The organism is Paraburkholderia phymatum (assembly GCF_038900715.1).
GTDB classification, from domain to species: Bacteria; Pseudomonadota; Gammaproteobacteria; order Burkholderiales; family Burkholderiaceae; genus Paraburkholderia; species Paraburkholderia phymatum_A.
In genome coordinates, this window is sequence record NZ_JAYMRZ010000002.1 from 547,283 (window position 1) to 560,157 (window position 12,875).

Below are 12,875 nucleotides of genomic sequence, written 5' to 3' on the forward strand. Positions count from 1 at the left end.
CCTTTTTTGCGGGTGATACGCTGCGGTATGCTTGCGACTTTGCGTCTCTCCCGAGCCACGATCACGATGTCCGACGAATACGAAGTGCACGGCCCGCACGATCATGCGATCGAGCACCCCGGTTCCCATGGAAGCGACACGGGCGCCTCCCGGCTTGCCGTCATGACGGCGATCCTCGCGAGCGTAGGCGCAATCGCCTCGTATCAAAGCGGCGCGAACGAAAACCTTGCGCTCTTCTACAAGAACGAGGCCGCGATACTCAAGACGGAAGCCGCGAACCAGTGGTCCTACTATCAGGCCAAGGGAGAAAAACAGAATCTCGCCGAACTGGGCGCGGCGCTGAGCGATCCCGCATCGGCGGCGCACGCGAAGTTCATCACCGACGTACAGCGCTACAAGACGGAAAAAGAGCCGATTCGCCAGCAGGCGGAATCGCTCGAAAAGCAGGTGAAAAAGGACAATGACGTCAGCGAGTCGCTGCAACATCAACATCATCGCTGGGCGCAGGCGACCACGCTGATCCAGATCTCGATCGCACTCGCCGCCATTACGCTGCTCACGAAAAAGAGCTGGCTTCAAAAGTTGACGATCGGCATGGCCGTCGTGGCGGTCGGTCTTTTCATCACTGCGTTGCTGGGCGTGTGAACCGTCCGCAAACACTCATTGCGTCGTATTGAGCTTGCGCCACAACGTCGTCTTGCTGATGCCGAGCGCCCTGCACGCCGCATCGCGATCGCCGCCGCACGCGGCCAGCATCGCGCGTATTTCGTCGGCCTCGACGTGGCGGCTGCGCTCGCGCAGCGTCAATGCGCCCTTCTTCTGCCGCACCGACTGCACGAAGAGTTCAGGCGCAACCACCTCCAGCATCTCGCGTGTGAACGCAGCGCCTGCGTCGCCGTCCGCGTCGGCCAGCTCGACGGCAATCCGCTCGATCACGTTCTGCAATTCGCGCACGTTGCCCGGCCACGCGTAGCGGCACAAAGGCTCGCTGACGGGCGCGAGCACATGCGCCGCCGCCTGCAAGCCGGGCACGCGCGCCGCCAGACGCGGCTCGCGCGCCGCTGCCTGCAACAGCAGTTCGGCGGCAAGCGGCATCACATCGGCCGCGCGCTCGCGCAGCGGCGGCAGTGCGATGCTCAGGATGTTCAATCGATAGTAGAGATCCGCGCGAAACGTCCCGGCCTCGATCCCTTCCGTCAGCGCGCGATGCGTCGCGGCCACCACGCGTATGTCGACGCGCGTCGGCTCCGTCGAGCCGAGCCGCACCACCTCGCGCTCCTGCAGCACGCGCAGCAGCCGGCTTTGCAGCGGCAACGGCATCTCGCCGATCTCGTCGAGAAAGAGCGTCCCGCGATGCGCCGCTTCTATGAGTCCCGCCTTGCCGCCCTTGCGCGCGCCCGTGAACGCGCCCTCGTCGTAGCCGAACAGCTCGCTTTCCAGCAGCGCTTCGGGAAACGCGCCGCAATTCATCGCGACGAACGCGAAGTCGCGCCGCGCGCTCAGGTGATGCATGCTCTGCGCGACCATTTCCTTGCCCGTGCCGCTTTCGCCGAGTATCAGCACGGTCGCGTCGGACCTCGCGTAGCGCTGGACCAGCGTGCGCACGCGCTCGATCGACGCGCATTCGCCCACCAGATCGTCGAGCCGGTAACGCGCGGTGAACTGCTGCGCGCGCTGGCGCGAACGCAGCGTGCGATCGAGCCGCTCGACCGCGCGCGATTCCTGGAATGTCAGCACCGTGCCCGCTGCGGGGCCCGCGCCCGCGAGCGGTCCGCGATGCACGACGTAGCTCGCGCCGCGCACGGACACGAGCGTATCGCCGTCGGTGTCGGGCAGCGCACTTGCCAGATCGGGCGCGAGCTGTTGCAGCGGCGCGCCGGCGGCGCTCGTGGCGTCGATGCCGAGCACGCCCGCCAGCCGCTGGTTGATCGCTTCGACGCGCCCTTGCGCATCGAGCGCGACGACGCCGTCGCGCAAGTGCTGCAACAGGTTGTCCAGACGCTGACGGCGCACACCTTCGGCGCGCGTCGCCTGCGCGACTTCGAGCGCCGTGTCGAACGCCGCGCGCACCGACGTGCGCGAATAGAGGAACACGGCGCCCATGCCCGCACGCTCCGCGAGATCGGTCACATGACCCGGCCCGACGACGGCATCGACGCCGCGCTCGCGCAGTTCGCGCACGCATTGCTCCGCGTCTTCCGTTGAGCGGTACGACGCGAAGATCACGTCGACGCCATACGCGGCCGTGAAGCGCTTGACCTCGTCGGGCGTCTCGCCGTGCGTGACGAGCGCCACCGAATCGCCATCGCGTTTCGCGCGCGCGAGCGCCTGCATCACGTCGAAGCCCGTCGGCGTGATGACCACCACGGGCACGTTGACGCGCGCCTTCAGATACGCGCCGTTCGAGCCGCCCGCCACGATCACGTCGGGACGCTCGGCGCCTGCCGCGTCGATTTCCTGCATGGCATCGTCGAAACCGCGCGCGACGATGCGCACGTCGGCGCGGCCCGCATACTCGCTCGCGATATCGACGAACAGATCGCGCAGACGGCTGATGCCCATCGCCCAGATGCGCGGACGGGAATGGGAGGCGGCGGAAGGCGTGCTCATGGACGGACTCGGTACGGATCGTGGTGTTCGTCCATTATATGTTTCACAACAGAAACGCGAAATTCCATTTCTGAAACGCACGCGCAATATCGTTCGGACGCGCGCGCCGCAAAATCAGAGACTTAGCGGCCCGTTCGGACATGGCACGGTGTTTGCGAATACAGGCCCGCTATCAACGGAGCCTCAAATTGAATTCAGCCAAACAACCCGCTAGCGCCGGCGCCGCGTTCCGCCAGGCCGTCGCAGAAGGACATCCGCTGCAGGTCGTCGGCGCGATCACCGCGTATGCCGCGAAGATGGCCGAAGCCGTCGGCTTCAAGGCCGTGTATCTGTCGGGCGGCGGCGTGGCCGCAAACTCGCTCGGCATTCCCGATCTCGGCATCAGCACGATGGACGACGTGCTGACGGACGCCCGCCGCATCACCGACGCGACGAACCTGCCGCTGCTCGTCGATATCGACACCGGCTGGGGCGGCGCCTTCAACATCGCGCGCACGGTCCGCTCGTTCATCAAGGCGGGCGTCGCGGCCGTTCATCTGGAAGACCAGGTCGGCCAGAAGCGCTGCGGCCACCGGCCGAACAAGGAAGTCGTCGCGAAGGAAGAGATGGTGGACCGCGTGAAGGCCGCCGTCGATGCGCGCACCGACGATCAGTTCGTCATCATGGCCCGCACCGACGCAGCCGCCGCCGAAGGCATCGACGCCGCGATCGAGCGCGCCGTTGCCTATGTCGAAGCGGGCGCGGACATGATCTTCCCCGAAGCGATGAAGACGCTCGACGACTATCGCCGCTTCAAGGCCGCCGTGAAGGTGCCGATTCTCGCGAACCTGACCGAGTTCGGCTCGACGCCGTTCTTCACGACGACGGAACTGCGCGAAGCGAACGTCGATATCGCGCTGTACTGCTGCGGCGCGTATCGCGCGATGAACGCGGCGGCGCTCAATTTCTACGAGACCGTGATGCGCGACGGCACGCAAAAAGCGGCCGTGCCGACGATGCAGACGCGCGACGATCTCTACAAGTACCTTGGCTATCACGCGTACGAGGACAAGCTCGACGCGCTGTTCGCCGCGAATAAGTAATGGCATCTGGAGGAAGACACATGAGCGAAGCAGACAACAACACGCCGAACGCAGGCGCGTTCAAGCCGAAGAAATCCGTCGCGCTGTCGGGCGTGACGGCGGGCAACACCGCGCTGTGCACGGTCGGCAAGACGGGCAACGATTTGCACTATCGGGGCTACGACATTCTCGACATCGCGGGCGCCTGCGAATTCGAAGAGGTTGCGTATCTGCTCGTGCACGGCAAGCTGCCGAACGTCGCCGAACTCGCGGCGTACAAGACGAAGCTCAAGGCGTTGCGCGGGCTGCCCGCGAACGTGAAGGCCGTGCTCGAATGGATTCCCGCGGCAGCGCATCCGATGGACGTGATGCGCACGGGCGTCTCCGCGCTGGGCACGGTGCTGCCGGAGAAGGACGATCACAACATCGCGGGCGCGCGCGACATCGCCGACCGCCTGATGGCCTCGCTCGGCTCGATGCTGCTGTACTGGTATCACTATTCGCACAACGGCAAGCGGATCGAAGTCGAAACCGACGACGATTCGATCGGCGGCCACTTCCTGCATCTGCTGCACGGCGTGGAGCCGTCGAAGTCGTGGGTCGACGCGATGCACGTGTCGCTGAACCTGTACGCGGAGCACGAATTCAACGCATCGACGTTCACGGGCCGCGTGATCGCGGGCACGGGCTCGGACATCTATTCGGCGATCACGGGCGCGATCGGCGCGCTGCGCGGGCCGAAGCACGGCGGCGCCAATGAAGCCGCGTTCGAGATCCAGTCGCGCTACCAGACGCCCGACGAAGCGGAAGCGGACATCCGCCGCCGCGTCGAGAACAAGGAAGTCGTGATCGGCTTCGGCCACCCCGTGTACACGATCTCCGATCCGCGCAACAAGGTCATCAAGGACGTGGCGAAGAAGCTGTCGAAGGAAGCGTCGAACATGAAGATGTTCGATATCGCCGAGCGACTGGAGACGGTGATGTGGGACGTCAAGAAGATGTTCCCGAACCTCGACTGGTTCAGCGCCGTGTCGTATCACATGATGGGCGTGCCGACCGCGATGTTCACGCCGCTGTTCGTGATCTCGCGCACGTCCGGCTGGGCCGCGCACATCATCGAGCAGCGCATCGACAACAAGATCATTCGTCCGAGCGCGAATTACACGGGACCGGATGATCTGCCGTTCGTGCCGCTCGCGAAGCGCGCCTGATAGATGAGCTGTCTTCTGTATCGCTGCGCGAGAGCTGCGATGCACTTGGGCCTTGGCTCGTGATACCCACGAGCCAAGGCTCCTTTTTACACCGCGTGCTTTACCGCGCGAGCCGTCCACTGACGCGCTAAACTGCGCGAGAAGACCACCAAGGAGCGTTCAGCGCCAGACGCTTCCGATTACTACCGCACTGTCCCTACGTCATGAATACCGAATACCGCAAACCGCTGCCCGGCACCTCGCTGGATTACTTCGACACGCGCGCCGCCATCGACGCGATCCAGCCGGGCGCCTACGACAAGCTGCCGTACACGTCGCGCGTACACGCTGAAAATCTCGTGCGACGCTGCGACCCGGCTACGCTCACCGCTTCGCTCAAGCAGATCATCGAGCGCAAGCGCGAGCTGGATTTTCCGTGGTTTCCGGCGCGCGTCGTGTGCCATGACATTCTGGGGCAGACGGCGCTCGTCGATCTCGCGGGCCTGCGCGACGCCATCGCCGATCAGGGCGGCGACCCCGCGAAGGTGAATCCCGTCGTCCCCGTGCAACTGATCGTCGATCACTCGCTGGCCGTCGAATGCGGCGGCTTCGACCCCGAAGCGTTCGCGAAGAACCGCGCAATCGAAGACCGGCGCAATGAAGACCGCTTCGATTTCATCAACTGGACCAAGAAGGCGTTCAAGAACGTCGACGTGATTCCGCCGGGCAACGGCATCATGCACCAGATCAATCTGGAGCGGATGTCGCCTGTGATTCATGCCGTCGATGGCGTCGCGTATCCCGACACGCTCGTCGGCACCGACAGCCACACGCCGCACGTCGATGCGCTCGGCGTGATCGCCGTCGGCGTCGGCGGGCTGGAAGCGGAGAACGTGATGCTGGGCCGCGCGTCATGGATGCGCCTGCCCGACATCGTCGGCGTCGAACTGTCGGGCAAGCGGCAACCGGGCATCACGGCCACCGACATCGTGCTCGCGCTGACTGAATTCCTGCGCAAGGAAAAAGTGGTCGGCGCGTATCTGGAGTTTCGCGGCGCTGGCGCGTCGAGCCTCACGCTCGGCGACCGCGCGACGATCTCCAACATGGCGCCCGAATACGGCGCGACGGCCGCGATGTTCTTCATCGACGAGCAGACGATCGACTATTTGCGCCTGACGGGCCGCGACGACGCGCAAGTGAAGCTCGTCGAAACGTATGCGAAATCGGCGGGCCTGTGGGCCGATTCGCTGAAAGACGCCGAATATGAGCGCGTGCTCAGGTTCGATCTGTCGACGGTCGTTCGCAACATGGCCGGTCCGTCGAATCCGCACAAGCGCTTGCCCACGTCCGATCTCGCCGAACGCGGCATCGCAGGGAAGTGGGAAGACGTGCCGGGCCAGATGCCCGATGGCGCCGTCGTCATCGCCGCGATCACGAGCTGCACGAACACGAGCAATCCGCGCAACGTGATCGCAGCGGCCCTGCTCGCGCGCAATGCGAATGCCCGTGGCCTGACGCGCAAGCCGTGGGTGAAGTCGTCGCTTGCACCGGGATCGAAAGCTGTCGAGCTGTATTTGCAGGAAGCCGATCTGCTGCCCGATCTGGAGAAGCTCGGCTTCGGCATCGTCGCGTTTGCATGCACGACCTGCAACGGCATGTCGGGCGCGCTCGATCCGAAAATCCAGCAGGAAATCATCGACCGCGATCTGTACGCGACGGCCGTGCTGTCGGGCAACCGCAACTTCGATGGCCGCATTCATCCGTATGCGAAGCAGGCGTTTCTCGCGTCGCCGCCGCTCGTCGTCGCGTATGCGATCGCGGGCACGATCCGCTTCGACATCGAACGCGATTCGCTCGGCACCGACAAGAGCGGCACGCCCGTTTATCTCAAGGACATCTGGCCGAGCGACGAAGAGATCGACGCGATCGTCAAAGAGAGCGTAAAGCCCGAGCAGTTCCGCAAAGTGTATGAGCCGATGTTCGCGGTGACGGCCGCGAGCGGCGAGCCGATCAGCCCGCTGTACGACTGGCGCGCGCAAAGCACGTACATTCGCCGTCCACCGTACTGGGAAGGCGCGCTCGCAGGCGAGCGCACGCTGAAAGGCATGCGCCCGCTCGCCGTGCTCGGCGACAACATCACGACCGATCACCTGTCGCCGTCGAACGCGATTCTCGCGAACAGCGCAGCAGGTGAATACCTCGCGAAGATGGGCCTACCCGAAGAGGACTTCAACTCGTATGCCACGCATCGCGGCGATCACCTCACCGCGCAGCGCGCGACGTTCGCGAACCCGACGCTGATCAACGAAATGGCTGTCGTCGACGGCCAGGTGAAGAAGGGATCGCTCGCGCGCATCGAGCCCGAAGGCAAGGTCACGCGCATGTGGGAAGCGATCGAAACCTACATGGACCGCAAACAGCCGCTGATCATCGTCGCGGGCGCGGATTATGGCCAGGGCTCGTCGCGCGACTGGGCCGCGAAAGGCGTGCGGCTCGCGGGTGTCGAAGCGATCGTCGCGGAAGGCTTCGAGCGCATCCACCGCACGAACCTGATCGGCATGGGCGTGCTGCCGCTCGAATTCAAGCCGGGCGTCAACCGGCTGGCGTTGGGCATCGACGGTACGGAAACGTATGACGTGGTCGGCGAACGCAAGCCGCGCGCAGACCTCACACTGGTGATTCATCGCGCGAACGGCGAGCGCGTCGAAGTGCCCGTCACCTGCCGTCTCGACACGGCGGAAGAAGTGTCGATCTACGAAGCGGGCGGCGTGCTGCAACGCTTCGCGCAAGACTTCCTGGAGTCGTCGAAGGCAGCGGCCTGACACGCACTGTTCGTTCATGCATGGGCGGTGTGCGTTGCACCGCCCTCGTCACATCAGGACCACAACACATGGCACACGCACCCCAGATCAGGATTCCCGCAACGTATATGCGCGGCGGCACCAGCAAAGGCGTGTTCTTTCGCCTGAAGGACTTGCCCGAAGCAGCGCAGACGCCGGGCGCGGCACGCGACGCATTGCTGATGCGCGTGATCGGCAGCCCCGATCCGTATGGCAAGCAGATCGACGGCATGGGCGGCGCAACGTCGAGCACCAGCAAGACCGTGATCGTCGCGAAAAGCAGCAGGCCGGATCACGATGTCGACTATCTCTTCGGTCAGGTGTCGATCGACAAGGCGTTCGTCGACTGGAGCGGCAATTGCGGCAACCTGTCGGCGGCCGTGGGGCCGTTTGCGATCAGCGGCGGCCTCATCGATCCGGACCGCGTGCCGGACAACGGCATCGCGATCGTGCGAATCTGGCAGGCGAATATCGGCAAGACGATCATCGCGCACGTGCCGATGACCAACGGCGCCGTGCAGGAAACGGGTGACTTCGAACTCGACGGCGTGACGTTCCCCGCCGCCGAAGTGCAGCTCGAATTCATGGACCCGGCCGCCGAGGAAGAAGGCGCGGAAGGCGCGATGTTCCCGACGGGCAATGTCGTCGACGATCTGGACGTGCCAGGCGTCGGCACGCTGAAGGCGACGATGATCAACGCGGGCATTCCGACGATCTTCGTGAACGCAGACGCGATCGGCTACACGGGCACGGAGCTACAGGACGCGATCAACAGCGATGACGCGGCGCTCAAGAAGTTCGAGACCATTCGCGCGCATGGCGCGCTGCGCATGGGCCTCATCAAGAACCTCGATGAAATCGCGAAGCGCCAGCACACGCCGAAAGTCGCATTCGTTGCACGGCCCACGGGTTATACGGCATCGAGCGGCAAGCGCGTGGAAGCGGGCGACGTCGATCTGCTCGTGCGCGCGATGTCGATGGGCAAGTTGCATCACGCGATGATGGGCACGGCGGCCGTTGCGATTGCCACGGCAGCGGCGATTCCCGGAACGCTCGTGAATCTCGCGGCGGGCGGCGGCGAGCGCAACGCCGTGCGTTTCGGCCATCCGTCGGGGACGCTGCGGGTGGGCGCCCAGGCGTCTCAGGCCAACGGCGAGTGGACGGTGAAGAAGGCCGTCATGAGCCGCAGCGCGCGCGTGTTGATGGAAGGTTGGGTGAGGGTGCCGGGCGCGTGATGTAGCGTTGCTTGTGCATCGTCTGCCGTCATGCATGCGGCAGACCGAACGGCGAGCGGCGTCGAATACAAACCGTCGCTCGTCGTTCGAACCGTAGAATCAACCCGTGCTTCGCTCCATCACGCCATCCGCCACAGTCCGCCGCGCCATGAACCAGTAGAACAGCGCGGCACATCCGGCAATCGCCCCGCCGATCACGAACGCAAGCGAGTAAGACCCCGTGCGGTCGACGATGAACCCTGCTGCAACGGGCGAGAACGCGCCGCCAAAATAACCGCCAGAAGTTCTGGATCGCGCTGACGGAAGCGACCATCGACGAAGGCGCGATATCCGCCGCAAGCGCCCACGCATTGCCGATCGTCGCCGCGATGAACGCGAGGCCGACTGTCATCAGCACGAGTGTCGTCGTGATCGATTGCGTGAACGGCAGTGCAATGGCACAAGCCGCCGCGCCCAGCGACGAGCACACGATGATGATGCGCTTTGCGCTCATCGCCGATGCAACGCCGCGATCGACGAGCTTCGCCGCAATCCAGCCCGCGACGATCTCACCCGCCGCTTTCATCGCATTTTACAAAAAAGCGATAGATTACAGCGCACCGCATGGTAATACGGAGTCCTTCTTCACTACAAGAAAGGAAGAGCTATGCCTACTCCCCTACATCTGTGGTTAAAAGATGAACGCGGCGCGGATATCAGAGGATCGAGCACAGTCATAGGACGCGAAGGCAGCATCGAAGTGTTGAGCCTGACGCATGCCGTACATGCCCCCACAGATAACGTTACGGGACAGCTGATGGGTGGTCGCTCGCATCGGCCGATTACCATCGAGAAAGAAATAGATCGCTCTTCTGTATTGCTAAATTTGGCCGTTGTACGGGGGCAAACCTTGGCGTCTGCTGAACTCAAGTGGTACAGAATAAACGATTCAGGAAAAGAGGAGGAGTACTACAACATCACAATGCGCAACGTCAAGGTAGCCTCGGTCTCTCCGAAAGTCCCCAACATCAAGGAGGACGCGACAGCACATCGAAGCCACTTCGAGATCGTCGAACTCAGATACGAGGAAATTGCATGGTCCTATCTGGACGGTAATCTGACATTCAAAGACGCGTGGACATTGACCTGACGGATGACGCTCTCTATGCAAGTAAGATGCACGTTTCTATTGAACGACAAGAACGTTTCATCGTTGTATTGTTCGGGTTTCGGGTCGGTTGCCGCCTACTCTGGACAGAAAGAGGGGCGCGACAACCCGCGCGACACTGCAATGCCGAATATCGGTCCACTACCCGCAGGGACGTATTACCTGGTTGATCGGCAATCGGGCGGTATGTTCGGTTGGGCGCGCGATCTGTGGTCCGAATATGGATGGGGTTCATCGGACCACACGAGATGGTTTGCACTCTGGAACGCGAAAAGTGGAGACACGACGATGATCAACGGAATCAGGCGTGGCAATTTCCGCCTTCATCCAGAAGGACCAATGCGTCTAAGCGAGGGGTGCATAACTGTCGTCAGCTCGTTTGATTTCGAGCGGCTACAGCGGTTCATTCGCAGCCGTAAGCCTGACTTGCCGGTTCCCGGCAGTATGTTGCGCGCTTATGGCACGGTGGACGTTCGATGAAGCGACTAGTTCGACGCGTCGCTTACACGATCACGTTTATCGCCGCATCGGTTATCGGCGGCTGGTGGTTAGGCAAAACTCTTTCGTCGTTCTCTTTCGAAATGCCGTATTGGCTTGACGTCACGATCCGCGCGGGTATGCATCTAGCGGGCGCACCCGATCCGCTCGATCCGGAAGATATTGAGACATTCGGCCTTCTGTCGCTATGGTTTGCTTGCTGCGTTGCTATCGCCGCAGTCTTAGGGATTGCTCTTTTTCTGTCGCGACGAAATCTGAAAAAACGCCGTGCGCGTTGAACGTGAAGCCATTCCATTCGTCGACTTTCACGTCTGCAATGCAATTGTCCTGCATACGCCATGCAGGACAAACGTTTCATCGAGACGGCGTAGCGAGCGCAGTTCAAGCCCATCGCATTCGTCAAGCCATTAACGGCGATACAGGTAAGGCCCGTGAAGTTCACGCTATAGGAGAGACCTGTATGCCGTGAACCTTGGATGGTCCTGACCGTTGCCGACTATACGTTTATTTCCCCCACCGCAACACCAGCGGATCGAGCCGCCGCGCGATATCGATCAGTTCGGCGCGCGTGTCGGGATGCATCGGCGGCAGCGGATGGCGCGGGCTCTCGCACGCGATCACGCCGCCTTCCTTCATCAGCGCCTTCGCGGCAAGCAGGCCCGCCTGCCGGTTCTCGTGATTGATCAGCGGCAGCCAGCGCTGATAGTGCGCGAAGGCGTCGTCGCTCCTGCCTTCGCGGAAGGCATCGAGGATCGGGCGAATGCCGTCCGGATAGCCGCCGCCCGTCATCGAGCCCGTCGCGCCCGCGTTGAGATCGGCAAACAGCGTGATCGCTTCTTCGCCGTCCCACGGGCCTTCGACTGCTTCGCCCGCGACGCGGATCAGCTCGCGCAGCTTCGCGGCCGCACCCGGCGTTTCGATCTTGAAGTACGACACGTGTTCGATCTCGAGCGCCATCCGCGCGAGAAACGCGGCCGACAGCACGGTGCCGCTCGCGGGCGCATCCTGAATCATGATGGGAATGCCGATGCCGTCGGACAGCCGCGCATAGAACTCGTAGATCTGCGTTTCGGGCACGCGAAACATCGCGCCGTGATACGGCGGCATCGCCATCACCATCGATGCGCCCTGCGCCTGCGCGCGCCTGCTGCGTTCGATGCAGACCGCGCTGCTGTAGTGGCTCGTCGTGACGATGACGGGCACGCGGCCCGCGACGTGTTCGAGCATCACGCGGGTCAGCGTGTCGCGCTCTTCGTCGGAAAGCGCGAACTGCTCGGAGAAGTTCGCGAGAATGCACAGGCCGTCCGAGCCCGCGTCGATCATGAAATCGAGCGCGCGCTTCTGGCTGTCGAGATCGAGCGCGCCCGTTTCGGTGAAGGTCGTCGGTACGACGGGGAAAATGCCGCGATAGCGCGGCGTGCTTCGTGTATTCATGATCAGATATCCGCTAAAGGCGTTGCTGAAAACGCGAACCGTTGACGCGTGCGATTGCCGGGACCGTCAGCGAACATGCTTCGGGTCTGCGCAAGCACATCGGTCAATACGTCGCGCGGCCGCCCGACAGGTCGAACACCGCGCCCGTCGTGAACGAGTTTTCCGCCGACACGAGCCACGCGACCATCGACGCGATTTCCTTCACGTCGACGAAACGGCCGCGCGGAATCTTCGACAGCATGTAGTCGATGTGCTGTTGCGTCATCTGCTCGAAGATGCGCGTGCGCGCGGCAGCGGGCGTGATCGCGTTGACGGCGATATCGAGCGCCGCCGTTTCCTTGCCGAGGCTCTTCGTCAACGCGATGACCCCGGCCTTTGCGACGCTGTAGGCGCTCGCGTTCGGATTGCCTTCCTTGCCCGCGATCGACGCGATGTTGACGATGCGCCCGTAGCCGCGCGCGATCATCGTCTTTACCACGGACTGGTTGACGTGAAACGTCGCGTTCAGGTCGACGTCGATCACGCGCGCCCATTCGTCCGGCGCGTAATCCGCCAGCGGCGCGTTCGCACCCGCGATGCCCGCGCTGTGAACGAGAATGTCGATCGCGCCGAGTTGCGCGACGGTGTGGTCGGTGGCCGCCTGCACGGCGTCGCGTTGCGTGAGATCGACGAGGACGGTCTCGACCTCGCCGTGGTGCGCGAGACTCGCTTTCGCATCGGCGAGCGCCGCTTCGTCGCGGTCCCATAGCGCGACGCGCGCGTTGCCCCGCAACAGCCGCCCGGCGACCGCATACCCGATGCCCTGCGCGCCGCCCGTGACGACGGCCGCGCGCTGCGTGAAGTCGTAATGGTTCATGAGC

At 63.4% G+C, this 12,875-nt stretch carries 12 protein-coding genes; 9 read left to right on the plus strand and 3 right to left on the minus strand.

What is annotated here, in order from left to right; translation table 11 throughout:
- Positions 1–66: 66 nt before the first annotated feature.
- Entirely contained in the window at positions 67–645 is a 579-nt protein-coding gene (locus VSR68_RS05815) for a DUF4337 domain-containing protein (RefSeq protein ID WP_342938876.1), read from the plus strand.
- Positions 646–660: 15 nt separating this feature from the next.
- Here the strand turns inward: VSR68_RS05815 and prpR are convergent, their stop codons facing one another.
- Positions 661–2,610 (minus strand): propionate catabolism operon regulatory protein PrpR, encoded by a 1,950-nt coding sequence (prpR, locus tag VSR68_RS05820; protein ID WP_342938877.1) that lies wholly within the window; start codon positions 2,608–2,610, stop codon positions 661–663.
- Between the two features lie 140 nt (positions 2,611–2,750).
- Between prpR and prpB the strand changes: the two genes are divergently transcribed.
- From prpB to VSR68_RS05860, 8 genes are all read left to right on the plus strand, one after another.
- Positions 2,751–3,692, plus strand: a complete 942-nt coding sequence (prpB, locus tag VSR68_RS05825; protein WP_428983460.1) for a methylisocitrate lyase — start codon at positions 2,751–2,753, stop codon at positions 3,690–3,692.
- Between the two features lie 20 nt (positions 3,693–3,712).
- A complete protein-coding gene (prpC, locus tag VSR68_RS05830) occupies positions 3,713–4,882 on the plus strand; it encodes a bifunctional 2-methylcitrate synthase/citrate synthase (RefSeq protein ID WP_342938879.1) in 1,170 nt (389 codons plus the stop codon).
- Positions 4,883–5,085: 203 nt separating this feature from the next.
- Positions 5,086–7,683 (plus strand): Fe/S-dependent 2-methylisocitrate dehydratase AcnD, encoded by a 2,598-nt coding sequence (gene acnD / locus VSR68_RS05835; RefSeq protein WP_342938880.1) that lies wholly within the window; start codon positions 5,086–5,088, stop codon positions 7,681–7,683.
- Between the two features lie 68 nt (positions 7,684–7,751).
- A complete protein-coding gene (prpF, locus tag VSR68_RS05840; protein ID WP_342938881.1) occupies positions 7,752–8,936 on the plus strand; it encodes a 2-methylaconitate cis-trans isomerase PrpF in 1,185 nt (394 codons plus the stop codon).
- A 350-nt stretch (positions 8,937–9,286) separates the two neighbouring features.
- Positions 9,287–9,610 carry a hypothetical protein gene (locus tag VSR68_RS05845; RefSeq protein ID WP_342938882.1) on the plus strand — a complete coding sequence of 108 codons (324 nt, stop codon included), beginning with the start codon at positions 9,287–9,289 and terminating at the stop codon, positions 9,608–9,610.
- On the plus strand, positions 9,583–10,065 hold the full coding sequence (gene tssD, locus VSR68_RS05850; RefSeq protein ID WP_342938883.1) for a type VI secretion system tube protein TssD: 483 nt from the start codon (positions 9,583–9,585) through the stop codon (positions 10,063–10,065). Before VSR68_RS05845 ends, tssD begins: the two co-directional genes overlap by 28 nt.
- A 15-nt stretch (positions 10,066–10,080) precedes the next feature.
- Positions 10,081–10,563, plus strand: coding sequence for a DUF2778 domain-containing protein (locus tag VSR68_RS05855; protein ID WP_342938990.1), 483 nt, complete (start codon positions 10,081–10,083; stop codon positions 10,561–10,563).
- Positions 10,560–10,859, plus strand: coding sequence for a hypothetical protein (locus tag VSR68_RS05860; protein ID WP_342938884.1), 300 nt, complete (start codon positions 10,560–10,562; stop codon positions 10,857–10,859). The genes VSR68_RS05855 and VSR68_RS05860 overlap by 4 nt, the downstream gene beginning before the upstream one ends.
- Before the next feature lie 226 nt (positions 10,860–11,085).
- On the opposite strand, the gene VSR68_RS05865 is transcribed toward VSR68_RS05860, so the two are convergent.
- Both VSR68_RS05865 and VSR68_RS05870 read right to left on the minus strand, forming a co-directional pair.
- Positions 11,086–12,015: a dihydrodipicolinate synthase family protein gene (locus VSR68_RS05865; RefSeq protein ID WP_342938885.1), complete on the minus strand. Its 930-nt coding sequence runs from the start codon at positions 12,013–12,015 to the stop codon at positions 11,086–11,088.
- A 103-nt stretch (positions 12,016–12,118) separates the two neighbouring features.
- The gene (locus VSR68_RS05870) at positions 12,119–12,871 is read right to left on the minus strand and encodes an SDR family NAD(P)-dependent oxidoreductase (protein ID WP_342938886.1); all 753 of its coding nucleotides are present in this window, start codon (positions 12,869–12,871) and stop codon (positions 12,119–12,121) included.
- Between the last annotated feature and the right edge of the window lie 4 nt (positions 12,872–12,875).